Origin of the sequence: Pseudomonas sp. VE 267-6A (genome assembly GCF_024126555.1) — a bacterium.
Classification (GTDB): Bacteria; Pseudomonadota; Gammaproteobacteria; order Pseudomonadales; family Pseudomonadaceae; genus Aquipseudomonas; species Aquipseudomonas palmensis.
In genome coordinates this window covers 215,831-239,388 of record NZ_JAMYBY010000005.1, presented here as the reverse complement: position 1 = coordinate 239,388, position 23,558 = coordinate 215,831, and the positions used below count along the sequence as shown (strand labels likewise).

General features: G+C 64.9%; 23 protein-coding genes. 12 read left to right on the top strand and 11 right to left on the bottom strand.

Annotated features, from left to right (window positions below; translation table 11 throughout):
* The first annotated feature begins 141 nt into the window (after positions 1-141).
* From NJH59_RS07765 to NJH59_RS07750, 4 genes are all read left to right on the top strand, one after another.
* Complete coding sequence (locus NJH59_RS07765) at positions 142-2,016, top strand: methyl-accepting chemotaxis protein (RefSeq protein WP_043862131.1); 1,875 nt, start codon at positions 142-144, stop codon at positions 2,014-2,016.
* A 135-nt stretch (positions 2,017-2,151) separates the two neighbouring features.
* On the top strand, positions 2,152-3,276 hold the full coding sequence (locus NJH59_RS07760) for a glycosyltransferase family 1 protein (RefSeq protein ID WP_054914809.1): 1,125 nt from the start codon (positions 2,152-2,154) through the stop codon (positions 3,274-3,276).
* Entirely contained in the window at positions 3,269-4,042 is a 774-nt protein-coding gene (locus NJH59_RS07755) for a DUF2334 domain-containing protein (RefSeq protein ID WP_088515525.1), read from the top strand. The genes NJH59_RS07760 and NJH59_RS07755 overlap by 8 nt, the downstream gene beginning before the upstream one ends.
* On the top strand, positions 4,039-5,031 hold the full coding sequence (locus NJH59_RS07750; protein ID WP_253086597.1) for a lysylphosphatidylglycerol synthase transmembrane domain-containing protein: 993 nt from the start codon (positions 4,039-4,041) through the stop codon (positions 5,029-5,031). The genes NJH59_RS07755 and NJH59_RS07750 overlap by 4 nt, the downstream gene beginning before the upstream one ends.
* A 50-nt stretch (positions 5,032-5,081) precedes the next feature.
* Here the strand turns inward: NJH59_RS07750 and purU are convergent, their stop codons facing one another.
* Complete coding sequence (gene purU / locus NJH59_RS07745; protein ID WP_043862127.1) at positions 5,082-5,930, bottom strand: formyltetrahydrofolate deformylase; 849 nt, start codon at positions 5,928-5,930, stop codon at positions 5,082-5,084.
* A 300-nt stretch (positions 5,931-6,230) separates the two neighbouring features.
* Between purU and mvaT the strand changes: the two genes are divergently transcribed.
* Positions 6,231-6,608 (top strand): histone-like nucleoid-structuring protein MvaT, encoded by a 378-nt coding sequence (gene mvaT, locus NJH59_RS07740; RefSeq protein WP_043862126.1) that lies wholly within the window; start codon positions 6,231-6,233, stop codon positions 6,606-6,608.
* Positions 6,609-6,680: 72 nt separating this feature from the next.
* Here mvaT and sbcB read toward each other — a convergent pair whose 3' ends face one another.
* From sbcB to NJH59_RS07725, 3 genes are all read right to left on the bottom strand, one after another.
* Complete coding sequence (gene sbcB / locus NJH59_RS07735; protein WP_253086596.1) at positions 6,681-8,114, bottom strand: exodeoxyribonuclease I; 1,434 nt, start codon at positions 8,112-8,114, stop codon at positions 6,681-6,683.
* A gap of 38 nt (positions 8,115-8,152) precedes the next feature.
* Complete coding sequence (locus NJH59_RS07730) at positions 8,153-8,512, bottom strand: PilZ domain-containing protein (protein ID WP_043862124.1); 360 nt, start codon at positions 8,510-8,512, stop codon at positions 8,153-8,155.
* A 157-nt stretch (positions 8,513-8,669) separates the two neighbouring features.
* Positions 8,670-9,059, bottom strand: coding sequence for a tol-pal system YbgF family protein (locus NJH59_RS07725; RefSeq protein ID WP_043862123.1), 390 nt, complete (start codon positions 9,057-9,059; stop codon positions 8,670-8,672).
* Between the two features lie 203 nt (positions 9,060-9,262).
* Between NJH59_RS07725 and pyk the strand changes: the two genes are divergently transcribed.
* The gene (gene pyk, locus NJH59_RS07720; RefSeq protein WP_043862122.1) at positions 9,263-10,714 is read left to right on the top strand and encodes a pyruvate kinase; all 1,452 of its coding nucleotides are present in this window, start codon (positions 9,263-9,265) and stop codon (positions 10,712-10,714) included.
* 548 nt (positions 10,715-11,262) lie between these two features.
* Here the strand turns inward: pyk and NJH59_RS07715 are convergent.
* Together NJH59_RS07715 and NJH59_RS07710 are read right to left on the bottom strand one after the other, a co-directional pair.
* Positions 11,263-12,189, bottom strand: a complete 927-nt coding sequence (locus NJH59_RS07715; protein ID WP_104571984.1) for an iron-sulfur-binding ferredoxin reductase — start codon at positions 12,187-12,189, stop codon at positions 11,263-11,265.
* A complete protein-coding gene (locus tag NJH59_RS07710; protein WP_253086595.1) occupies positions 12,182-13,294 on the bottom strand; it encodes a GGDEF domain-containing protein in 1,113 nt (370 codons plus the stop codon). Before NJH59_RS07710 ends, NJH59_RS07715 begins: the two co-directional genes overlap by 8 nt.
* A 283-nt stretch (positions 13,295-13,577) precedes the next feature.
* Between NJH59_RS07710 and NJH59_RS07705 the strand changes: the two genes are divergently transcribed.
* Positions 13,578-15,101 carry a fumarate hydratase gene (locus tag NJH59_RS07705; protein WP_043862119.1) on the top strand — a complete coding sequence of 508 codons (1,524 nt, stop codon included), beginning with the start codon at positions 13,578-13,580 and terminating at the stop codon, positions 15,099-15,101.
* 97 nt (positions 15,102-15,198) lie between these two features.
* Here the strand turns inward: NJH59_RS07705 and NJH59_RS07700 are convergent, their stop codons facing one another.
* The 4 genes from NJH59_RS07700 to NJH59_RS07685 form a co-directional block, all read right to left on the bottom strand.
* Complete coding sequence (locus NJH59_RS07700; RefSeq protein WP_043862118.1) at positions 15,199-15,780, bottom strand: DJ-1/PfpI family protein; 582 nt, start codon at positions 15,778-15,780, stop codon at positions 15,199-15,201.
* Positions 15,781-15,821: 41 nt separating this feature from the next.
* Positions 15,822-16,979: a phosphatidylserine/phosphatidylglycerophosphate/cardiolipin synthase family protein gene (locus tag NJH59_RS07695; protein WP_054914815.1), complete on the bottom strand. Its 1,158-nt coding sequence runs from the start codon at positions 16,977-16,979 to the stop codon at positions 15,822-15,824.
* A 1-nt stretch (position 16,980) separates the two neighbouring features.
* On the bottom strand, positions 16,981-17,562 hold the full coding sequence (locus tag NJH59_RS07690; RefSeq protein WP_043862116.1) for a YceI family protein: 582 nt from the start codon (positions 17,560-17,562) through the stop codon (positions 16,981-16,983).
* Positions 17,563-17,655: 93 nt separating this feature from the next.
* Entirely contained in the window at positions 17,656-18,549 is an 894-nt protein-coding gene (locus tag NJH59_RS07685; protein WP_043862115.1) for an acyl-CoA dehydrogenase family protein, read from the bottom strand.
* Between the two features lie 133 nt (positions 18,550-18,682).
* Here NJH59_RS07685 and olsB point away from each other — a divergent pair, with 133 nt between their 5' ends.
* Both olsB and NJH59_RS07675 read left to right on the top strand, forming a co-directional pair.
* Positions 18,683-19,438 (top strand): L-ornithine N(alpha)-acyltransferase, encoded by a 756-nt coding sequence (gene olsB, locus NJH59_RS07680; RefSeq protein WP_043862114.1) that lies wholly within the window; start codon positions 18,683-18,685, stop codon positions 19,436-19,438.
* The gene (locus NJH59_RS07675) at positions 19,438-20,223 is read left to right on the top strand and encodes a lysophospholipid acyltransferase family protein (RefSeq protein ID WP_253086594.1); all 786 of its coding nucleotides are present in this window, start codon (positions 19,438-19,440) and stop codon (positions 20,221-20,223) included. The genes olsB and NJH59_RS07675 overlap by 1 nt, the downstream gene beginning before the upstream one ends.
* Here NJH59_RS07675 and NJH59_RS07670 read toward each other — a convergent pair.
* Positions 20,199-20,789, bottom strand: coding sequence for an ACP phosphodiesterase (locus NJH59_RS07670; RefSeq protein ID WP_043862112.1), 591 nt, complete (start codon positions 20,787-20,789; stop codon positions 20,199-20,201). The two genes, NJH59_RS07675 and NJH59_RS07670, sit on opposite strands and share 25 nt — an antisense overlap.
* A 159-nt stretch (positions 20,790-20,948) precedes the next feature.
* Between NJH59_RS07670 and NJH59_RS07665 the strand changes: the two genes are divergently transcribed.
* Genes NJH59_RS07665 through NJH59_RS07655 form a run of 3 tightly spaced genes read left to right on the top strand, consistent with a single transcriptional unit; the run spans position 20,949 to position 23,504 of the window.
* Positions 20,949-21,251, top strand: coding sequence for a helix-turn-helix transcriptional regulator (locus NJH59_RS07665; RefSeq protein ID WP_043862111.1), 303 nt, complete (start codon positions 20,949-20,951; stop codon positions 21,249-21,251).
* 13 nt (positions 21,252-21,264) lie between these two features.
* Entirely contained in the window at positions 21,265-22,434 is a 1,170-nt protein-coding gene (locus NJH59_RS07660; RefSeq protein WP_043862110.1) for an MFS transporter, read from the top strand.
* Positions 22,435-22,454: 20 nt separating this feature from the next.
* A complete protein-coding gene (locus tag NJH59_RS07655) occupies positions 22,455-23,504 on the top strand; it encodes an alkene reductase (RefSeq protein WP_043862109.1) in 1,050 nt (349 codons plus the stop codon).
* Positions 23,505-23,558: the final 54 nt, after the last annotated feature.

Here is a 23,558-nt window from a genome sequence, read left to right as displayed (position 1 = left end):
TAGTACTCGGCCGATACCAAGTGTTGATGTTTCACCCAGAAAGTCAGGAAAAGCCCGACAAGGACATGGGAACTGCACTGCTTTCAAGATGCCTTTGTGCGAATGACCCGGATATAAAGACCTTAGCGGACCCAATACGCCATGAATAAAAGCTTCCGTTTCAGCCATAAGATCTTGCTGGCTGCTTCCCTGATCGTCCTTGTGGCCTTCACCCTCTTTACTCTCTACAACGATTACCTGCAGCGTAATGCGATTCACGAAGATCTGGAAAACTATGTCGGCGAAATGGGCGATGCCGCCTCGACCAACATCAAGAACCTCTTCGAAGGACGCCTGCTGCTGGTAGAGAACCTGGCACAGAACATCGCGGCAGCTCCCGGCAACCTCGATTCGCTGCTGGACCAGAAGGTGCTGGCGTCGAGCTTCATCACGGTGTACATGGGCAAGACCGACGGCGGCTTCACCGTGCGCCCGGTGATCCAGATGCCTGACGGCTACGATCCGCGCATCCGCGACTGGTACAAGGACAGCATGGCGGCCAACGGCCCGACCCTGACCGAACCCTACCTGGACATCAGTACCGGCAAGATGGTGATCGGCATGAACGCCACAGTGTCGCGCGAACTGGGCGTGGTCGGTGGCGACATGGAGCTGGACGCCCTGGTCAAGATCATCAACTCCCTGAATTTCGGCGGCATGGGCTACGCGTTCCTGGTGAACGACCAAGGCAAGATCCTGGTGCACCCGGACAAGGACCTGGTGATGAAGTCGCTGTCGGACCTGTACCCGAACAACACCCCGCGCCTGACCAAGGAACTGACCGAGGTCGAGAACAACGGCCAGACCCGTATCCTCAGTTTCGCACCGGTCAAAGGCCTGCCATCGGCCAACTGGCACATCGGTCTCTCGATCGATAAAGAAAAAGCCTACGCGATGCTGAGCAAGTTCCGCACCTCGGCGGTGATCGTCACCGTGATTGCGGTGGCCATCATCATCGCCCTGCTCGGCATGCTCATCCGCGTGCTGCTGCAACCGCTGCACATCATGACCCGCGCCATGGAAGACATCGCCCAGGGCGAAGGCGACCTGACCAAGCGTCTGAGCATCCACAGCAACGACGAATTCGGCACCCTGGGCCGCGCCTTCAACCACTTCGTCGAGCGTATCCACAGCTCGATCCGCGAAGTGTCCTCGGCCACCCAGCAGGTCAACGAAGTGGCACTGCGCGTGGTCAGCGCCTCCAACTCCTCGATGGTCAACTCCGACGAGCAGGCCAACCGCACCAACAGCGTGGCCGCCGCCATCAACGAGCTGGGCGCCGCTGCCCAGGAAATCGCCCATAACGCCGCGCAAGCCTCGCAGCAGGCCAGCTCTGCACGCCACCTGGCCGAAGAGGGCCAGCAGGTGGTAGACCGCAGCATCCAGGCGATGAACCGTCTGTCGGACCTTATCTCCACCTCCAGCTCGCACATCGAGACGCTCAACAGCAAGACCGTGAACATCGGTCAGATCCTCGAAGTGATCACCAGCATCTCGCAACAGACCAACCTGCTGGCCCTCAACGCGGCCATCGAGGCGGCCCGTGCCGGTGAAGCCGGGCGCGGGTTTGCCGTGGTGGCCGATGAAGTGCGCAACCTGGCCCACCGTACCCAGGAGTCGGCACAACAGGTGCAGAGCATGATCGAAGAGCTGCAGGTCGGCGCCCGCGAGTCGGTCGACACCATGAGCCAGAGCCAGCGCCACAGCCAGGACAGCGTCTCGATCGCCAACCAGGCCGGCGAACGCCTGGGCAGCGTGACCCTGCGTATCGGCGAGATCGACGGCATGAACCAGTCGGTGGCCACCGCCACCGAAGAGCAGACCTCGGTGGTCGAGTCGATCAACATGGACATCAACGAAATCAACATGCTCAACCAGGAAGGCGTGGAGAACCTGCAGGCCACCCTGCGTGCCTGTTCCGACCTGGAACAGCAGGCCGGCCGCCTCAAGCACCTGGTCGGTACCTTCCGCATCTGACCGCGCGCGCCCGGCGGCTTGCTCGCCGGGCGCGCAACATGATCGAACAAACTATCCTTCACTGAGGTCCACCCTAGGGCGCGTCATCCACCGCATATCCATGCGCGATGACAACCTGAAGACGGTCTCGGAGGGATGCTGATCGTGCACATCGCTGACATCACCATGTTCTACGCCCCCGCCAGTGGCGGTGTGCGTACCTATCTTGATGCCAAACACCGCCGCCTGGGCCTGAACCCCGGCGTTCGCCACAGCCTGCTGATCCCCGGCGCCAGCGCCAGCCATGCCAATGGCATCTATCAGGTGCCTGCCCCCGCCCTGCCCTTCGGCAACGGCTACCGCTTCCCGCTGCGTCTGGCGCCCTGGCGCAACGTGCTGCATGACCTGCAACCGGACCTGATCGAAGTGGGCGACCCCTACCTCACCGCCTGGGCCGCGCTCGATGCACGGCGCCAGCTCGATGTGCCGGTGATCGGGTTCTATCATTCCGACCTGCCGCTGCTGGTCGGCAACCGCATGGGCCACTGGTTCACGCCCAATGTCGAAGCCTATGTCAGCAAGCTGTACGGCAACTTCGACCGGGTGCTGGCGCCCAGCCAGGTGATGGCCGACAAGCTGCGCGGGCTGGGCATCGGCAATGTGCATGTACAGCGCCTCGGGGTGGACCTGCAGACCTTCCACCCCGATCATCGCGACCCCGGCCTGCGCGCCGAACTGGGGCTGGCCGACACCACGCGCCTGCTGGTGTTCGCCGGACGCGGCTCCCGGGAGAAGAACCTGCCCGTGCTGCTGGACTGCATGAAACGCCTGGGCAAGCACTACCACCTGCTGCTAGTGGGTTCGCACATGCCCAGCAACGTGCCGGCCAACGTCACCATCATCAACCACTTCTGCCCGGCCACCCAGGTCGCCCGCCTTTTGGCCAGTGCCGATGCGCTGCTGCACGCCGGCGACCAGGAGACCTTCGGGCTGGTGATACTCGAGGCCATGGCCAGCGGCATCCCGGTGGTGGCGGTAGCGGCCGGGGCCTTTACCGAAATCGTCGAACCGGGCTACGGCCGGCTGTGCACGCCCAACGACGGCCAGGCGATGGCCGCCGCCGTGCGCGAGCTGTTCGAGGCCGGCGCACCGCAACTGGGGCAGCAGGCACGCCGGCATGCCGAACAGCACTACGCCTGGGACACGGTGGTCGGCGGCCTGCTCGAACACTATCGGGCCGTGCTGGGTCATCACGAGCAACCGGTGCGCGCCCATGCCTGAACAGCCTGACCTGCACAACCAGCGCCCCAGCGTGCTGCTGGTGCTGCACGACGTGGCCCCGGAAACCTGGCCCGACTACCAGCCCTTCGTCGAAGCCGTGGACGCCCTGGGCGACATCCCCATGACCCTGCTGGTGGTACCCGACTTCCACCGGCGCAACCCTGTGCAGCAGGCCCCGGCCTTTCGCCAGGTGCTGGAGCGGCGACTGAGCCGGGGCGACGAACTGGCCCTGCATGGCTACTACCATGCCGACGACGGCCCGCCGCCACGTTCGCCGCGCGAGTACTTCATGCGCCGCATCTATACCTGGGAGGGTGAGTTCTACGCCCTGGGCCAGGCCCAGGCGCTGCATCGCCTGAATGCCGGGATCGAGCTGTTCCAGGCCTGCGATTGGCCGCTGACCGGCTTCGTTGCCCCGGCCTGGCTGATGAGCGAAGGCACTCGCCAGGCCCTGCGCGAAACCCCGCTGCACTACACCAGCGACCCGCAGCACCTGTTCCGCCTGCCCGATTTCAGCCGCATCGACGCCCCGGGGCTGGTGTGGAGCGCCCGCAGTGCCTGGCGCCGCGGGCTGTCGAAAGTGCTCAGCGAGGCGCGCCGGGCACGCCTGCAGCAGGCGGCTACGATCCGCCTCGGGCTGCACCCGGTGGACATGCGCCATGCCTACTCGCGCCGCTACTGGCTCGACACCCTGCAGCAACTGCTGCAGCAGGGCCGTACCCCCATGACCAAGATGGCCTGGCTGGCCAGCAGGCCCGGCGCATGACTCGCCTGGGCTGGCTCACGCTGGCCCTGCTGCTGGCGCTGCTGGTACCGACGCTGCTGGGCGGCAGCGACCTGCTGCCGCGCCTGCAGCGGTTCCCGCTGGCGCTGCTGATGGGGTTGTTCGGCATGATCGTGCTGTGCTGGTGCATCAACGCCCTGCGCCTGCGTCTGCTGCTCGGCACCCAGGGGGCGGCGCTGGGGCGGGTGCGCAGCCTGGGGGTGATCATGGCCACCGAGTTCGCCATCTGCTCCACCCCCGGCGGCAGCGGCGGGCCATTGGCGCTGGTGGCCCTGCTGGCCAGGCACCGGGTGCGCCCGGCCCAGAGCAGCGCGGTGTTCGCCATGGACCAGCTCAATGACCTGGTGTTCTTCCTGTGCGCGATGTTCGGGATTGTCATCTACATGCTGTTCCACCGCTTCAGCGCAAGCATGCAGGGCATGCTGCTGGCCAGTACGCTGATGATGTTCGCCGCCCTGCTGGCGGGGCTGGCGATACTGCGCTGGCGCCGCGGGTTGATGCGTGCGATGGGCCGGCTGCTGCGGCGATTGAAGGTGCGTGACGCCACGTGCCGACGCTGGGCGCGCAAGGTGCTGCATTTCTTTCGCGCGTTTGCCGCCACCTGGCGCCTACCCAAGCGCGTACTGGCACTGGTGTTCGGGCTCACCTGCCTGCACTGGGCGCTGCGCTACAGCGTGCTGTACCTGGTGTTGCGCGGGCTGGGGGCAGACCTGCAGTGGGTGTCGAGCTTTCTGGTGCAGATGCTTGCCCTGAGTGCCGGCCAGTTCAGCCTGTTGCCCGGCGGGGCTGGCGCGGCGGAGTTGACCTCGGCGACGCTGCTGACGCCCATGGTGGGCAAGTCGACCGCGGCAGCGGCGATTCTGATATGGCGGGTGGTGACGTATTACTTCTATCTGGTGGTGGGCGGCCCGGTGTTCATCTGCCTGCTGGGCAAGCCGCTGCTGGAGCGGTTGCGCCTGGCACGGCGGTAGACACGCGTTGTGCCCTTCGCCAGCAAGGCTGGCGAGGGGCCGGTGTGGTCCTAGAACACCACCGTCTTGTTGCCGTGCACCAGCACGCGGTCTTCCAGGTGATAGCGCAGGCCGCGAGCCAGCACCATCTTCTCGACGTCGCGACCGAAACGCACCATGTCCTCGATGCTGTCGCTGTGGCTCACACGCACCACGTCCTGCTCGATGATCGGGCCGGCATCCAGCTCTTCGGTCACGTAGTGGCAGGTGGCGCCGATCAGCTTCACGCCACGCATCGACGCCTGGTGATACGGCTTGGCCCCCACGAACGACGGCAGGAAGCTGTGGTGAATGTTGATCACCTGCTGGGCGTATTCCTGGCACAGCTGTGGCGGCAGGATCTGCATGTAGCGCGCCAGCACCACCACGTCGGCGGCATGCTCCTTGACCAGGCGCGACACCTCGGCAAATGCCGGCTGCTTGTTCTGCGGGTCGACCGGTACGTGGTAGAACGGAATGCCGTGCCACTCGACCATGCTGCGCAGGTCATTGTGGTTGGAGATAACGCACGGGATATCGCAGTCCAGCTCATTGCTGTGCCAGCGGTGCAGCAGGTCGGCCAGGCAATGGGACTCGCGGCTGGCCATCAGCACCACGCGTTTCTTCTGGTCGGTGTCGGTAATGCGCCACACCATCGAAAACTCTTCGGCAATCGGCGCGAACGCTTCGCGCAGCGCCTCGATGCCGAAAGGCAGGGTATCGGCACGGATTTCGTGACGCATGAAGAACCAGCCGCTCAGGTCATCGGAATGATGGCTCGCTTCGGTGATCCAGCCGTTATGGGACGCCAGAAAATTACTGACTTTGGCGACGATGCCGACACGGTCGGGGCAAGCGATCACCAGCCGATAGGTGCGCATGAGAGGGGCTCCAGAGTTCGCAAAGGCGCGTATTCTAACGACTGCCCGGAAAAACTGCAGTAGTGATTGCATACCGTGTATCACAACCTCACACCGCAGCCAGCCTGGGCTTGCACCTCGTCAAGGGCACATTAAAGTTATTTAACAATTGAAGCGGATAATTGGGAGTATCTCGTCACAATACCCTTTCAATTATGAAGGTATTCCGCAATGACGGCGGTTTAATGTTTACTTGTATTAAGTGTCTGACTATTATTGCTGCACCGCTGTCCTGCGTCCCTTCCCTCCAAGGAATACCTCATGTCCCTGATCAACGAATACCGCGCTACCGAAGAAGCCATCAAAGAACTGCAAGCCCGCCTGAAGAACCTGTCCGAAGACAACAAGCTGAAAACCGAGCTGGAGTTTGAAGCCAAACTGCGCGAGCTGATGGGCGAGTACTCCAAGTCGCTGCGCGACATTATTGCTCTGCTGGACCCTGAGGCCAAACTGAACAAGGCCCCTCGCGGCCCGGTTAAAACCACCGGCACCAAGCGTGCACGCAAGGTCAAGCAATACAAGAACCCGCACAATGGCGAAGTCATCGAAACCAAAGGTGGCAACCACAAGACACTCAAAGAGTGGAAAGCCAAGTGGGGTGGTGACGTAGTAGAAGGCTGGGCGACCCTGCTCGGTTAATCGCTGGACACTGTAACCCGGTTACAGGTCAGCCCAAAACGCCAGCATGCTGGCGTTTTTTATTGCCTGCAATTACTGCAGGGCAAACCGTTCGCGCAAGTTCATGGCATGGGCTCGCCATTGCGCCAGCAACTCGCGCTGCGTGGCATCGGCATCCAGCCAGGCGCTCTGCAATGCCTGCTCGAAGCCTTCAAGGGTATTCGGAGCGCCCATTGCCGGGTCGCTCAGGCGCTGCTGGCAGAACCCGAGCCAACGCTGGCGCTCCTGTGCATCCAAGGTCTGCGGAAAATTGCGCGCACGGTAGCGAAACAGCAACTCCGGCAATCGTGCATCGTCGAACATCCACTGACCCGTGGCTAATTGCTCGGGCTCCACGGTTCTTACTTGTTCACACAGGCGTCGGTCGCGATCACCGATAAACCCGTCATACAGCTGTTGCTCGGGGTCTTCGCTCGGGGCGAATTCCTGACTGTCATAAATAGCGCTCAACTTGTTCTGCCACACGGCCTGGGCGGCACTCAACTGCTCGGCGCGCTGTTGATACAACGTCATATCCAGGCCAAGGCGTTGCTGATCTTCACCGCGCAATACACTCAAGGGCGCGACCACCGGGCAGCGATTGATCTGAATTAATTTCAACGGTACCGGCAATTGTCCCTCGGACATTTCCTCGCGTCGGGTGTACAGACGCTGACGCAACACTTCGGCATCTTCCGTCAGCAATGGTGCGATATCCTGATGCAAGTCGCACACAATCAGCGCATTGCGATTGCGTGGATGCCAGGCCAGGGGCAGCACCACGCCAAGATAATTACGTGCCGCAGAAAAGCGTCCGGAAATATGCACAAGCGGTTGCAACAAATGCACTTGATCGAGGACTTTCTGCTTGCTGCGCAACTGGAACAACCATGCATACAGCCTGGGTTGCTTCTCGCGGATCAAGCGCGCCATTGCCAACGTGGCACGCACATCCGCAAGCGCCTCGTGCGCCTGCCCGTGATCGATGCCATTGGCCGCCGTCAGCAGCTCCAGCTTCAGGCTCACCTGGCCGTCGCGCTGCGGCCACTGGATGCCATCGGGGCGCAAGGCGTAGGCAGTGCGCACCACATCGATAAGGTCCCAGCGGCTGTTGCCGCCCTGCCACTCGCGGGCATAGGGGTCGAAAAAGTTGCGATACAGGCTGTAACGCGTCACTTCGTCGTCGAAACGCAGCGAGTTGTAGCCAGCCCCGCAAGTACCCGGGCGCGCCAGCTCGGCGTGCACCCGGGTCATGAACTCGGCTTCGCACAGGCCCTGGGTGGCCAGCTGCGCCGGGGTAATGCCGGTTATCAGGCACGCCGCAGGGTGCGGCAGAATATCGTCGGCGGGTTGGCAGAAGAGGTTGACCGGCGGCTCGATCTCGTTGAGGTCCAGATCGGTGCGCACCCCTGCCACCTGCAGGGGCCGGTCGCTGCGCGGGTTGATACCGGTGGTTTCATAGTCGTGCCAGAAAATGCTGGAGCTCACGGCGTCGTCCTGAACAGAAAATCTGCCGGGAGTCTACCTCAGGCCGACGCACTCAACGGGTGGAAGCTGAAATAGTTGCGCAGCGACGACACCAGCTCGTCGTATTCGCGAGGAGCCTGCAGCAGCATGAAGCCGGAATCGTAGTGCCCCGGGTTCTCGTCTTCGTGGCACCACAGGCAGCTGGCGGTGAGGTTGATCACGTGCAGCGCACCGGCGCGCCCGGGCACCTTGAGCTGCAGTTCGAAATCGGGGCCCACCAGCAGTGGCAGGTCGCTGATCAGCATCAGGCCGTCTTCGGACACATTGCCCAGATAACCGATGGGCAACCCGGTAAACCGGTTGAAGACCTTGAGGTAATACGGGAGCAGGTGACGCTCGATTCGACGTTCGGTAAACATGATAGGAGTCGCTGTCGAAGACCCTTGAGCAGGGTCGCGCTGGATCGTTCTGGTGTACCGCATGTACCTCACAAGCCTAGCGCAACCTGACTGCCCCGTCACATTCGGACCCGCGCACTTTAGTATTAACGTCAGTATCGACGTCGTTGCGCGGCCATCAACGCCAGGGGGTGCTGCTGGCCGGACGGGCGATGGCCGGCTCGCCATTGGGGCGATAGTGGCCAAGCTGCTCGAGGGTCTGCAGGCGGGCGCGGGCACGGTAGGCGTACTCGTTGCGCGGGTACTGGGTGATGATGTACTGGTAGGTCTGCGCCGCATCCACATAGAGCTTCTGGCGCTCCAGGCACTGACCGCGCAGCATCGACGCCTCGGGGTGGATGAACGGGCGCGCACGGCTGGTGCGGTCGACCTGCGACAGCTCGAGCATGACCTGCTCGCAGTTGCCGCGATCATAGGCGCGGTAGGCATTGTTCAGGTGATGGTCCATCGACCAGCGGGTGCAACCGACGACACTGGTCGCCAGGGCTAATACGATCAAGGCTCGCATGGGGGGTCTCCTCTACTGAGCAGTGTATCGGCGCTTTCCTTGAAAGCTATAGGAGGAACAGCGGCAAGCGGACTGCATTGCGCTTGCCGCTTGCCACTCGTTCAAGCGCCCCTCCTCCTCCCACCAAGGTAGTGCAAAGGAACAATGACTACAGCGATTTTCCGGAGTAGCCTTTCGCTGCGCTTCACTACAGGAGTCTGTGCATGACCATCCGCCGCACCAAAATTGTCGCCACCCTTGGCCCCGCCAGCAACTCGCCGGAAGTTATCGAGCAACTGATCCTTGCGGGTCTGGACGTCGCTCGCTTGAACTTCTCGCACGGCACCCCGGACGAGCACAAGGCTCGCGCCCGCATGATCCGTGACATCGCTGCCAAGCATGGCCGCCACGTCGCGCTGCTGGGCGACCTGCAAGGGCCGAAGATCCGCATTGCCAAGTTTGCCAACAAGCGAATCGAACTCAAGGTCGGCGACCGCTTCACCTTCTCCACGGCTCACCCGCTCACCGAAGGCACCCAGGATATCGTCGGCATCGACTACCCGGACCTGGTCAAGGACTGCGGCGTGGGTGACGAACTGCTGCTCGACGACGGCCGCGTGGTCATGCGCGTCGAAACCGCCAGCGCCGACGCCCTGCACTGCGTGGTGCTGATCGGCGGCCCGCTGTCGGACCACAAGGGCATCAACCGTCGCGGCGGCGGCCTGACCGCCCCGGCCCTGACCGAGAAAGACAAGGCCGATATCAAGCTGGCGGCCGAGATGGACCTGGACTACCTGGCCGTGTCGTTCCCGCGTGATGCCAGCGACATGGAATACGCCCGTCGCCTGCGTGACGAGTCCGGTGGTACGGCCTGGCTGGTGGCCAAGATCGAACGTGCCGAAGCCGTGGCCGACGACGAGACCCTCGACGGCCTGATTCGCGCCAGTGATGCAGTGATGGTGGCCCGTGGTGACCTGGGTGTGGAAATCGGCGACGCCGAGCTGGTGGGCATCCAGAAGAAGATCATTCTGCATGCACGCCGCCACAACAAGGCGGTGATCACCGCGACCCAGATGATGGAGTCGATGATCCAGAACCCGATGCCGACCCGTGCCGAAGTGTCCGACGTGGCCAACGCCGTGCTCGACTACACCGACGCGGTAATGCTGTCGGCCGAGAGTGCTGCCGGTGCCTACCCGCTCGAGGCGGTACAGGCCATGGCGCGGATCTGCCTGGGCGCCGAGAAGCACCCTACCAGCAAGACCTCCAGCCACCGCATGGGCACGCAGTTCAGCCGTTGCGACGAGAGCATCGCGCTGGCGGCCATGTACACCGCCAACCACTTCCCGGGTGTGAAGGCGATCATTGCCTTGACCGAGAGTGGCTACACCCCGCTGATCATGTCGCGTATTCGTTCGTCGATCCCGATCTTCGCCTTCTCGCCGCACCGCGAGACCCAGGCGCGGGTTGCGATGTTCCGTGGCGTGTACACCGTACCGTTCGACCCTGCGGCGCTGGCGCCGGAGCAAGTCAGCCAGGCGGCGGTGGACGAGCTGCTCAAGCGTGGCGTGGTCGAGCAAGGTGACTGGGTCATCCTGACCAAGGGTGACAGCTACCACACCATCGGTGGCACCAATGGCATGAAGATTCTGCATGTCGGTGATCCGTTGGTCTGAAGCTGACCGGTTGTCACTAGAGCCCCGCCTTGATGGCGGGGCTTTTTTATGGGTGCGATACGCCGGTGCCGGTGATCTTGAGCTGGCTTTGATCTGCCGGCCCTTCAGAAGGCCGAGTGGAGTCGCCATCCAGGCTGGATAATCTCTCGACTCTGGATCAGTGGTTCCAATGACAGCAGGCATATCCAACATGAATACAGACGCCGAGGGCCCCTTCCGCTCTTACAGCGGCTTACTTTTTTCTTGGAAAAAGTAAGCAAAACCGCTCCGTCCATCATCAGGCCCTACGCTTCGCTCCGGGTCCCCTCCCTCCGGCGCCGCTCCGGGGGCACGCGACCCGAGTTGCAAGCAACTCTAACAGTCGCTCGCTTCGGCTAACGCCGAAGGGGCTTCGCCCCGCCCCCTGCACGACACCTCCACTCGGCCTTCTGGGGGACGGAAGATCAAAATCAAAAGCAGATCAAGATCAAGATCAAGAGCCAGAGCCAGAGCCAAGGCCAGCGCAAACGCCGCAGGAGCCTGCAGTACCTCCTTATGGGAACAGGAGCTCAGGCATGCCCCACGAATACATCCGCAAACAGCTGATTACGCGGCAACCCCGCCAGAAACATCCCACGCGCAAACCGCTCCACACTCGACGCAGAGCCACAAGCCAGCGCAATCGTCTGACGCGATGCCAGACGCATCGGCCCCAACTCCTCCGGTATCAGCAACTGCACCTCCACCTGCGGGTACCGCCGCGCCAGGTCATCCAGCTCCCGCTGCAGGTAATGCCCACCCGCCTCGCTCGCCACATGCACCACCCTGATCGCCCCCTGATGCTCCTGACGCAGCGCCTCGCGCACAATCCCCCACAGTGGCGCCAGCCCGGAACCCGCCGCCAGCAGCCACAACGGCCGGGCCTGCCAGTCCGGATCGTAATGCAGCGCGCCACCGCGCAACTCCCCCAGGCGCACCAGGTCGCCCACCTGCAACCCCCGCGCCGCGCTGCAGAACGCCCCGGCATGCCGACAATCCAGGTGAAATTCGAGCCATTCATCCTCGCCCGGCACGCTGGCCAGCGAATACGGTCGCGCAACACCCTGCGCGCTCCACAGCACCAGATGCTGCCCCGCCTGATACCGCAACGGCCTGTCCGGTTGCAGGCGCAAGCGCAGCACCTGCGCGCCCAGCCAGTCCAGCGCGACGACCCGCGCCGGCGCCCCATCGCGCACCGGGTCGAACACCGCTACCTGCAGGTCACTCTCGACCCGGCACTGGCAGGCCAGCCGCCAGCCCTCCAGGCGCTTGCCTTCGCTCAGCGCATCGGGCCTGGCATCACCCGGCACACCCGCCAGACAGCGCACCAGGCATGCATGGCAGCTCCCCGCCCGGCAGCTGTAGGGCACGCCCACGCCAGCCTCGTTCAGCGCATCCAGCAGGTTGCTGCCCTCGGCCACCTGCCAACTGCGCTCACCTACGCACAACTCAGGCATCCACCACCTCCCAGGCCGGCACACAGCGATTTCGGCCGCTGCGCTTGGCGCGGTACAGCGCCTGGTCGGCACGGTGCAATGCATTGTCCAGGTCATCCTCGGCTGTCAGCAGGGTCATCCCGACCGACAGGCTCAAGGGCCCCACCTGCCCCTGCATCGCCGCCGAGGGCAACGCACCGAAGGCCTGACGCAGACGCTCGCAGCAATGTTCCAGGGCCTGGGCCGTGCAATCGGGCAACAGCAGCACGAACTCCTCGCCGCCATAGCGGGCCAGCACCGCGGCGTCGCACAGGTGCTCGCTGGCAACCTGGGCAAAGGCCTGCAGTACCCGGTCGCCGACCGCATGCCCGTGGGCGTCGTTGATGCGCTTGAAATGGTCCAGGTCGATCAGCGCCAGGCCATGCCGGCTCCCCATGGGCATGCTGGCCAGGGCATCGCTGGCCATGCGCAGAAAATGCCGGCGGTTGAACAGGCCGGTCAGCTCGTCGGTGGCCACCAGTTCCTCCAGTTGCCCCATCATGCCGCGCAGGGTGTCCTGGTGCGCCTGCAGGGCGATGCGGCGCTGGCGCATGCGCTGGCGCGAGGCCTGCACGTAGCGGGCATACAGGCACAACCAGCACAGCACCACGAACAGCGTGCATACCTGCAACGCCGCCAGCGCCGGGTCCGACAGGCGCCCGTTGCCCCACTCCCACAGGTTCAGGCCGAGAAAGCTGCACAGCACCACCAGCGCGCAGCGGGTGAACGAACGGCCGTTGAGGTGGAACAGGCCGAACATCAGGATCAACGGGTACAGCACCAGGAAGGTGCCACGGGCCTGGTCCAGGTTGGCCAGCAGCCAGGTTTGCCAGGCCGCCGCCAGCAGCACCTGGAACTCCGTGAGGCTGGGGTCGCGCCAGCGCAGGTTGACGCCACTGGCAAACACCCAGCCCAGCCACGCCAGGTTGAGCAACAGCAGCACACTGCTCGCGCCGATGACCGGCACCGGCGCCTGCACATGCCCGCCCAGCACGGCGACCCAGGCCAGCAGCAGCACCAGCAGGTAACTGCCGGCAGCCAGCAGGAAACGCTTGAGAAGAAGCTTTTGCAGAGCGGTTTCGGTCACGGGTGACTCACCAGGCAGCCGAGCGGCAGCGGTTGTGACGGGGGGCAGTCGGTACTGTAGGACGTGTTCGAAATAATTGCCACGCAAAAACAGTGCCTGGCAGCAGGCGACCATGGTTGGCCGCACTGGCGCGTGTACCGGCAGGCGATGCGCGCTATACTGCCGCGCCTTTTTGCGTCGGCCACTGCGTGTCGGCGCGCCTTGAAAGGTCATTGCGACGCCTCGGCCCGTGAACGTCGCGATACCTTAATGAATGTTCCCGTCTTTAAGAGGAGCGCGCTGCATGACCGTGATCAAGCAAGACGACCTGATTCAGAGCGTTGCCGACGCCCTGCAGTTCATTTCGTACTACCACCCCGTCGATTTCATCCAGGCCATGCACGAGGCCTACCTGCGTGAAGAGTCGCCGGCTGCGCGCGACTCCATCGCGCAGATCCTGATCAACTCGCGCATGTGCGCCACCGGCCACCGGCCGATCTGCCAGGACACCGGTATCGTCACCGTGTTCGTGCGCGTCGGCATGGACGTGCGCTGGGATGGCGCGACCATGAGCCTGGACGACATGATCAACGAAGGCGTGCGTCGCGCCTACAACCTGCCCGAGAACGTGCTGCGCGCCTCGATCCTGGCCGACCCGGCAGGTGCCCGCAAGAACACCAAGGACAACACCCCGGCCGTGATCCACTACTCGATCGTCCCTGGCGACAAGGTCGAGGTGGATGTCGCGGCCAAGGGCGGCGGTTCGGAAAACAAGTCGAAGATGGCCATGCTCAACCCGTCCGACTCGATCGTCGACTGGGTGCTCAAGACCGTTCCGACCATGGGCGCCGGCTGGTGCCCGCCGGGCATGCTCGGCATCGGTATCGGCGGTACTGCCGAGAAGGCCGCGGTGATGGCCAAGGAAGTGTTGATGGAGTCCATCGACATCCACGAGCTCAAGGCCCGTGGCCCGCAGAACCGCATCGAAGAGATCCGCCTGGAACTGTTCGAGAAGGTCAACCAGCTGGGCATCGGCGCCCAGGGCCTGGGCGGCCTGACCACCGTGCTCGACGTCAAGATCATGGACTACCCGACCCACGCGGCCTCGTTGCCGGTGTGCATGATCCCCAACTGCGCAGCCACCCGTCACGCGCACTTCGTGCTCGATGGTTCCGGCCCTGCAGAGCTGGAAGCACCGTCGCTGGACGCCTACCCGGAAATCGTCTGGGAAGCCGGCCCGTCGGCCCGTCGCGTCAACCTCGACACCCTGACCCCGGAAGACGTGCAAAGCTGGAAGCCGGGCGAGACCATCCTGCTCAACGGCAAGATGCTGACCGGCCGCGACGCCGCGCACAAGCGCATGGTCGAGATGCTCAACCGTGGCGAAGAGCTGCCGGTGGACCTCAAGGGCCGCTTCATCTACTACGTCGGCCCGGTTGATCCGGTGCGCGAAGAAGTGGTTGGCCCGGCAGGCCCGACCACCGCAACACGGATGGACAAGTTCACCCGTCAGATCCTCGAGCAGACCGGCCTGCTGGGCATGATCGGCAAGTCCGAGCGCGGCCCGACCGCCATCGACGCGATCAAGGACAACAAGGCCGTGTACCTGATGGCCGTGGGTGGCGCTGCCTACCTGGTGGCTCAGGCGATCAAGAAATCCAAGGTGCTGGCATTTGCCGAACTGGGGATGGAAGCGATCTACGAGTTCGACGTGAAAGACATGCCGGTGACCGTTGCGGTCGACAGCAATGGCGAGTCGGTGCACATCACCGGGCCTGCGCTGTGGCAGAGCAAGATCGCGCAAAGCCTGGCAGTGGAAGTGAAGTAAGCGCCAGCGCTACAAGCTGAAAGCGGCAAGGGAGTGATCCCTTGCCGCTTTTTTGTTGCCTGTACCGGCCTCTTCGCCGGCACGCCAGCGAAGGCTCTCAGAGGGTAATGCGCGTACCCAGCAACCCCAGGAACCCCGCCAGCCACGCCGGGTGCGCAGGCCAGGCCGGCGCACTGGCCAGGTTGCCCTGCACATGCGCCGCCGTCACCTCGATCTCGACGTAACGCCCACCCGCCAGGCGCACCTCCGGCGCACACGCCGGGTAAGCACTGCACTCGCGCCCCTCCAGCACCCCGGCCGCCGCCAGCAGTTGCGCCCCATGGCACACCGCCGCAATCGGCTTGCCCGCCTGGTCGATGGCGCGCACCAGTTGCAGCACTTCTTCATTCAGGCGCAGGTACTCCGGCGCACGCCCGCCCGGGATCACCAGCGCGTCGTAGTCTTCGGCACGCACCTGGGCGAAATCGAAGTTCAGGCCAAAGTTGTGCCCCGGCTTCTCGCTGTAGGTCTGGTCGCCCTCGAAGTCATGGATGGCGGTACGCACCGACTGCCCGGCCGACTTGCCCGGGCACACCGCATGCACCGTGTGGCCAACCATCTGCAGCGCCTGGAACGGCACCATCACTTCATAGTCTTCGACATAATCGCCGACCAGCATGAGAATCTTTTTCGCTGCCATTTCGTCAACTCCTTCTGATGCGGGGGAAAATCGAAAGAACCTCAGTCGCGCCGGTCCAGCAGGTTGACCACCACCCGGTCCAGCCAGCCCCAGATACGCTGTTTCACACGCCGCCATAGCGGCCGCGCCTGCCAGTCGTCCAGGTCGACCTGGCGGCTCAGGGCAAAGTCGCGCTCGAAGCTCGCCACCACGTCGGCGGTCAGTTGCGGGTCGATGGCCTCGACGTTGGCCTCAAGGTTGAAACGCAGGTTCCAGTGGTCGAAATTGCATGAGCCAATGCTCACCCAGTCGTCCACCAGCACCATCTTCAGGTGCAGGAAGCATGGCTGGTATTCGAATATCTTCACCCCTGCCCGCAGCAGGCGCGGGTAATAGCGATGACCGGCATAGCGTACCGAAGGATGGTCGGTACGCGGGCCGGTCAGCAGCAGGCGCACATCGATGCCCAGCGCGGCCGCGCGGCGCAAAGCCCGGCGCACCTTCCAGGTGGGCAGAAAATACGGCGTGGCCAGCCAGATACGACGCTTGCCGCTGATCAGCGCACGCACCAGCGACTGCAGGATGTCGCGGTGCTGGCGGGCGTCGGCATAGGCCACCCGGCCCAGGCCCGGGCCTGCAACCGGCACCCGCGGCAGGTGCGCCAGGCCGAAATGGGTGGGTGGGCGCCACGCGGTGCGGCGCAGGTTGGAACGCCACTGGCGATCGAACAGCATCTGCCAGTCGGCCACCAGCGGCCCCTGCATCTGCACCATCACCTCGTGCCATTCGCTGACCGGCTCGCCCGGTGTCCAGAACTGGTCGGTGACCCCGGTGCCGCCGACCACCGCCCAGGCCTGGTCCACCAGCAGCAGCTTGCGGTGGTCGCGGTACAGGTTGCGCAGCCCCCGGCGCCAACGCAGGCGGTTGTACCAGCGCAACTCAACGCCGGCGCCCAGCAGGCGCTGACGCAGGCTCAAGGTAAAAGCCAGCGAGCCGTAGTCATCGAACAGGCAGCGTACCCGCACGCCGCGCTCGGCGGCCTGCACCAGCGCCTGCACCATGGCCTCGGCACACGCCCCGGCCTCGACCAGGTACAGCTCCAGGTCGACCTGGTGCTCGGCACCCATGATCGTCTGCAGCATGCGCGGGAAGAACTGCGGGCCGTCGATCAGCAGTTCGAACTGGTTGCCGGCACGCCATGGAAACACCGGCCCGGCCATTTCAGCGCGCCGTGAAGATCAGTACCGCACCCACCGGCACCGACAGGTTGATCGACTGCAGCCCGGCGAGCTTCTGCAATGTCTTGAGGCCGGGCAGCAGGTCGAAGTGATCGGCGCTCAGTACCAGCGGCTCCAGGGTCACCACCTGGAAGCGCCGCTCGTCGAGCCGTGTGGCGAGCAGCTGCGCGTTGTAGCTGTGGGTCTTGCCGTGCAGGTTGACGGTCACCGGCAGGCGCAGTTCGACCTGGGCACCGTTGGCCAGGTCGTTGATCGGACGCAGGTCGATCTGCGCCTGGATGGTCGCGTCGGGGTATTTGGCCACCTCGAACAGGTCGTTGCGCATGCGCTCGTCACGCAGCGGGATGCCACTGCTGACCGAGTCCATCTCGATCTGCAGCTCGGCCGCACCCTTGCGATCGACCTTGCCATGCAGCACCAGAAAGCGATGCACCTCGGACACGTTGCCGTTCTTGCTGGTGATGAACGACAGGCGCGACGATTCGCCGTCCAGGTGCCAGTTGGCCTGGGCAGGCAGGCTCGCCAGGGCCAGCAGGGCGAGAGCGATTCGGGGCAGGCTGAACATGCAGGTTCCTGAAAGCGTAAAGCCGCCAACATTACCCGCCTGCCCGCACGGCAGCAAGCGACAGCCTGTGGCCATGCGGGCAGCCCGGCAACCTCAGGCCAGCCCGCTGCCGGCCCATGCCTTGGCCAGGCGCCTGGCCCGCGCCGCGCTGGCGATCTGCAGGATGCCCTGGTCGCGCTGCCACAGCTCGGCCCAGGGCCCCGGCGTGCTCGTCAGCGCCTGGTCGAGCTCGCCGCTCAGTTGCGAGAACTGCGCGAACAGGCCGCCCAGCAACAGGTGGAACGCCGCCGAATCGGCGCATTGCCGGCTGCCTTCGGCACACCCGGCCAGCAGCCCGATCAGGCGCAGCAAAAGCCCCTGCGGCCAGGCATTGGCGCGGCCTACCCCGTACAGCCAGGCGCTCAGGGCGCTGAGCACGTACAGGTCTTCCAGCGAGCGGAACGGCTTGACGTAGGCATCCCAGCCGTCACCGGCCAGGCGTTCGCACAGGGCCTGTTCAAGGTGCAGGCGGGCATGCCCGACCTCAGGCATCAACGGCAGGCTCGGCAATGGCTCCACGCGCACACCGGGCTCCCCCGGGTACACCACCGCCAGGCTCAGCCGAGGCGCCTGGCCCGGTGCTTCGCAGCGCGCCGCCACCAGCAGCCAGTCGGCGTCCGGCCCAGCGGTGACGAAGTCCTTGCTGCCGCTCAGGCGCAGCGTGTCGAGCGCCAGGCGCATGCCCATGTCGGCGGCGCGCACGCTGCGCCGCTCACTCGCACACAGGGCGCCGAGGCCCGCCGGGGCGCTGGGCCACAGCACGCGCAAGGCGGCCTGGTAGCCCACCAGAAACGCCAGCCCCGGGGTCGGCATGGCTTGCCCGCCCAGCACTGCCAGCTCGAACGGGCTGACCGTGCCGAGCTGCTCCAGCAGGCTGGCGTAGGTGTCGCCCAGGTTACCGGTTGCCAAGGGCGGAATGGGGTCGTTGAGTCGCTGCAGCCAGGCCATCGGCGTGCTCCTTGAGGGCTGTCATACAAGCATCACCAAAGCTTCATGGGGGTGACACCGCGTCTACCTAGGCTGAGCTTGCACAACATAGTCGACCGGCCGCAACCCCATGGCTGGCTTATGGAGACTCGCAATGACCCTGACTGCATGCCCTGGCGACACCCGTAACGAACGCCGTCTGCAGGCCGAGCGCCTGGTCGGCCCCGCCGCGCTGCACGAAGCCCAGGCATTGCGCTTTCGCGTGTTCAGCAGCGAATTCAAGGCCAGGCTCAAAGGCGCCGAACACGGGCTGGACATGGACGACTACGACATCCACTGCCAGCACATCGGCGTACGCGACCTCAACAGCGGGCACCTGGTGGCCACCACCCGCCTGCTCGACCACCAGGCCGCCAGCAGCCTGGGGCGCTTCTACAGCGAAGAGGAGTTCAGCCTGCATGGCCTGGGCCATCTGCAGGGCCCCATCCTTGAACTGGGGCGCACCTGCGTCGACCCGGCCTACCGCAACGGCGGCACCATCGCGGTGCTGTGGGGCGAGCTTGCCGAGGTACTCAACGAGGGCCGCTACAGCTACCTGATGGGTTGCGCCAGCATCCCCATGCAGGACGGCGGCGTGCAGGCCCACGCGATCATGCAACGCCTGCGCGAGCGCTACCTGTGCACCGAGCACCTGCGCGCCGAACCGAAGAACCCGCTGCCCAGCCTGGCACTGCCCGGCAACGTCATCGCCGAGATGCCGCCGCTGCTCAAGGCCTACATGCGCCTGGGCGCCAAGATCTGCGGCGAGCCGTGCTGGGACGAAGACTTCCAGGTGGCCGACGTGTTCATCCTGCTCAAGCGCGACGAGCTGTGCCCACGCTACGCCCGCCACTTCAAGGCGGCGGTGTGATGCAACGCCTGCGCGTGTATGCGCGAATCGTCCGGGTGCTGCTGGTGGTGCTGTTCGGGCTGGGCATGGCCAGCCTGTTCAGCCTGTACGAGCGCCTGCACCTGAGTACTCCCGACGACCGCCGCCAGCGCTGGTCGCAATTGTTCATGGCCCGGCTTGCCCGGGCCTTGCCGTTCAAGGTCACGGTGATCGGCAACCGCCCGCAGCAACCGATGCTGTGGGTCAGCAACCACGTGTCGTGGACCGACATCCCGCTGCTGGGCATGCTCGCGCCGATGTCGTTCCTGTCCAAGGCCGAGGTGCGCCAGTGGCCGGTAGCCGGCTGGCTCGCGCTCAAGGCCGGCACCCTGTTCATCCGCCGCGGCGGCGGCGACAGCCAGCTGCTGCGCCAGCAGATTGCGCGGCACCTGCAACAGGCCTGCCCGGTGCTGATCTTCCCCGAAGGCACCACCACCGACGGGCGCAGCCTGCGCACCTTCCACGGGCGCCTGCTGGCCAGCGCGATCGACACCGCCACGCCCGTGCAACCGGTGGCCGTGCGCTACCTGCGGGGCGGCAAGCCCGACCCCATCGCGCCGTTCGTGGGCGATGACGACCTGCTCTCGCATCTGCTGCGCCTGTTTGCCCACGACTGTGGCGAGGTGCAGATCCACCTGCTGGCGCCCATCCAGAGCGCCGGCCAGGAACGTGCGGCACTGGCGTTCAATGCCCAGCTGGCGATCCACACGGCGTTGTTCGGCGCCCAGCCGGTGGCCCAGCCTCAGCGCCGCGCCAAGGCGGCCTGAGCGTCGGCCGCAAAGCCCTGCAGTTCGGGGTAGAAGTGGCGAAAGTCTTCCATCAGCGGGCCGTACAGCGCCTGTACCTCCTGCATCGCGCCTGCCATACCCTCGGGGCGGGACAGGCGCCGGGCGATACCGTTGAACACCTGTTCAAGCACCGCGAACTCGCGGTACGAGCCCAACCAGTCGTCCGCCGCCATGTACGGCGCAATCTGCGCCAGGCGCCCGGGCAGCTCGGGCTCGGCCGCCAGCACCTGGTACACGCGCCCGGTGAACTGGCTCAGCGGCTGCCGGGCATAGTCGTGCCAGTGCAGCGCCAGGCAGTGGTCGAAAAACACATCGAGGATGATCCCGGCATAACGGCGCCGCTCACGCGGAAAACGCGCCAGCGCCGCCAGTACCCGCGGGTGGCTGTCGGTGTACACGTCGATCTGGCGGTGCAGGCGGATGGCGGCTTCCAGCGGCTGGGCAAAGCGCCCCTGCAACGGCCCCTTGACGAAGTCGCCGTACAGGCTGCCGAGCAGTTGTTCGGGCTGCTGGCCGCCCAGGTGAAGGTGTGCGAGGTAGTTCATAGGCCGCAGTCTAGCACCGCTTGCCCGCTTGAATATCGTTATAACCCGATATAGCGATTCATGCGCACGCCAGAACCAAATCATATTTGTATATCGCGAAATACCGATTTATATTTCGCCCCATCGCGATATAACGCTATACCCACCACGAGCCCACCCATGCCTCTTGATCTCGACGAAATAATAAAAGCCCTGGCCCACCCAGTACGGCGAGAAATCCTGAACTGGTTGAAAGACCCGCAAGCCTGCTTCCCTGACCAGCACCACAGCACCGAACACGGTGTGTGCGCCGGGCAGATCGACCAACGCTGCGGCCTGTCGCAGTCCACGGTCTCGGCCCACCTGGCCACCTTGCAGCGCGCGGGGCTGATCAGCAGCCAGAAGATAGGCCAGTGGCACTTCTTCAAACGCAACGAGGAAACCATCCAGGCCTTCCTCCAGCAGATGAGCCAAGAGCTCTGACAAGGACCTTGCAATGCCCCTTTCGCTGTTGATCCTGGCGCTGAGCGCCTTCGCCATCGGTACCACCGAGTTCGTCATCATGGGCCTGCTGCCGGATGTGGCAAGCGACCTGGGTGTGTCGATCCCCGGTGCCGGCTGGCTGGTGACCGGCTACGCGCTGGGCGTGGCCATCGGCGCGCCGTTCATGGCCCTGGCCACCGCCCGGCTGCCGCGCAAGGCCGCACTGGTGGCGCTGATGGGGGTATTCATCATCGGCAACCTGCTGTGCGCCCTGGCCACCGACTACAACGTGCTGATGTTTGCCCGCGTGGTCACCGCGCTGTGCCACGGCGCCTTCTTCGGCATCGGTTCGGTGGTGGCGGCCAACCTGGTTCCGGCCAACCGCCGCGCCTCGGCCGTGGCGCTGATGTTCACCGGCCTGACCCTGGCCAACGTGCTGGGCGTGCCACTGGGTACCGCGCTGGGCCAGGTGTACGGCTGGCGCTCGACGTTCTGGGCAGTGACCGTGATCGGCGTGATCGCGCTGATCGGCCTGATCCGCTTCCTGCCGATCAAGCGCGACGAAGAGAAACTCGACATGCGTGCCGAGCTGGCTGCGCTCAAGGGCGCCGGCATCTGGCTGTCGCTGTCGATGACCGTGCTGTTCTCGGCCTCGATGTTCGCCCTGTTCACCTATGTGGCGCCGTTGCTGGGTGATGTCACCGGCGTGTCGCCGCGCGGCGTGACCTGGACCCTGCTGCTGATCGGCCTGGGCCTGACCCTGGGCAACATCCTGGGCGGCAAGCTGGCCGATCGTCGCCTGGCTGCCACCCTGATGGGCGTGTTCGCCGCCATGGCGGTCATCTCCACCGCGCTGAGTTGGACCAGCACCGCGCTGATTCCGGCCGAGATCACCCTGTTCCTCTGGGCCACCGCCGCGTTCGCCGCCGTGCCGGCCCTGCAGGTCAACGTGGTGAGCTTCGGCAAGGCGGCACCGAACCTGGTGTCGACCCTGAACATCGGTGCCTTCAACCTGGGCAATGCGCTGGGCGCCTGGGTCGGCGGCACCGTGATCGACCAGGGCCTGGGCCTGACCCGCGTGCCCCTGGCGGCAGCGGCGCTGGCCGTGCTGGCCCTGATCGTCACCCTTATCACATTCAGCCAGGGCGGCAACAACGCCGACCTGGCACCTGCCACTCACTGATTGCCACGAGGTTCACGCACATGACAACGCTATTCGACCCGATCACCCTTGGCGACCTCGAGTTGCCCAACCGCATCATCATGGCCCCGCTGACCCGCTGCCGGGCCGACGAAGGCCGCGTACCCAACGCGCTGATGGCCGAGTACTACGTACAGCGCGCCAGCGCCGGGCTGATTCTCAGCGAGGCCACCTCGGTGACCCCGCTGGGCGTGGGCTACCCCGACACACCGGGCATCTGGAGCAACGACCAGGTGCGTGGCTGGACCAACGTGACCAAGGCGCTGCACGGTGCTGGCGGGCGCATCTTCCTGCAACTGTGGCACGTGGGACGCATCTCGCACCCGCTGTACCTGAACGGCGAAACGCCGGTTGCGCCGAGCGCGGTGCAGCCCAAGGGGCATGTGAGCCTGGTGCGCCCGATCACCGAATTCGTCACCCCGCGCGCGCTGGAAACCGAGGAAATCGCCGACATCATCGAGGCCTACCGCGTCGGTGCCGAGAACGCCAAGGCGGCCGGCTTCGACGGTGTGGAGCTGCATGCGGCCAACGGCTACCTGATCGACCAGTTCCTTCAGAGCAGCACCAACCAGCGCACCGACGAGTACGGTGGCTCGCTGGAGAACCGTGCACGGCTGCTGCTGGAAGCGACCGATGCGCTCATCGACGTGTGGGGCGCGCAGCGCGTGGGCGTGCACCTGTCGCCACGGGCCGACCTGCACGACATGGGCGATGCCAACCTGACCGAGACGTTCACCTACGTGGCGCGGGAGCTCGGCAAACGTGGCATCGCCTTCATCTGTGCGCGTGAGCGAGTGGCCGAAGACAGCATCGGGCCGTTGCTCAAAGAGGCGTTTGGCGGGCCGTACATCGCCAACGAACGCTTCGACAAGGCCAGTGCGAATGCTGCCATTGCCAACGGCACGGCCGATGCGGTGGCCTTCGGCGTGCCGTTCATTGCCAACCCCGACCTGCCGGCACGGCTGCAAGCGGATGCACCGCTGAACGAGCCACGGCCTGACACGTTCTACTCCAAGGGCCCGGTCGGGTACATCGATTACCCGGTGATGTAAGCGTCGGCTCTGTCGCGGGTCAAGCCCGCTCCCACAAGGGTATCGGTGGTCTGC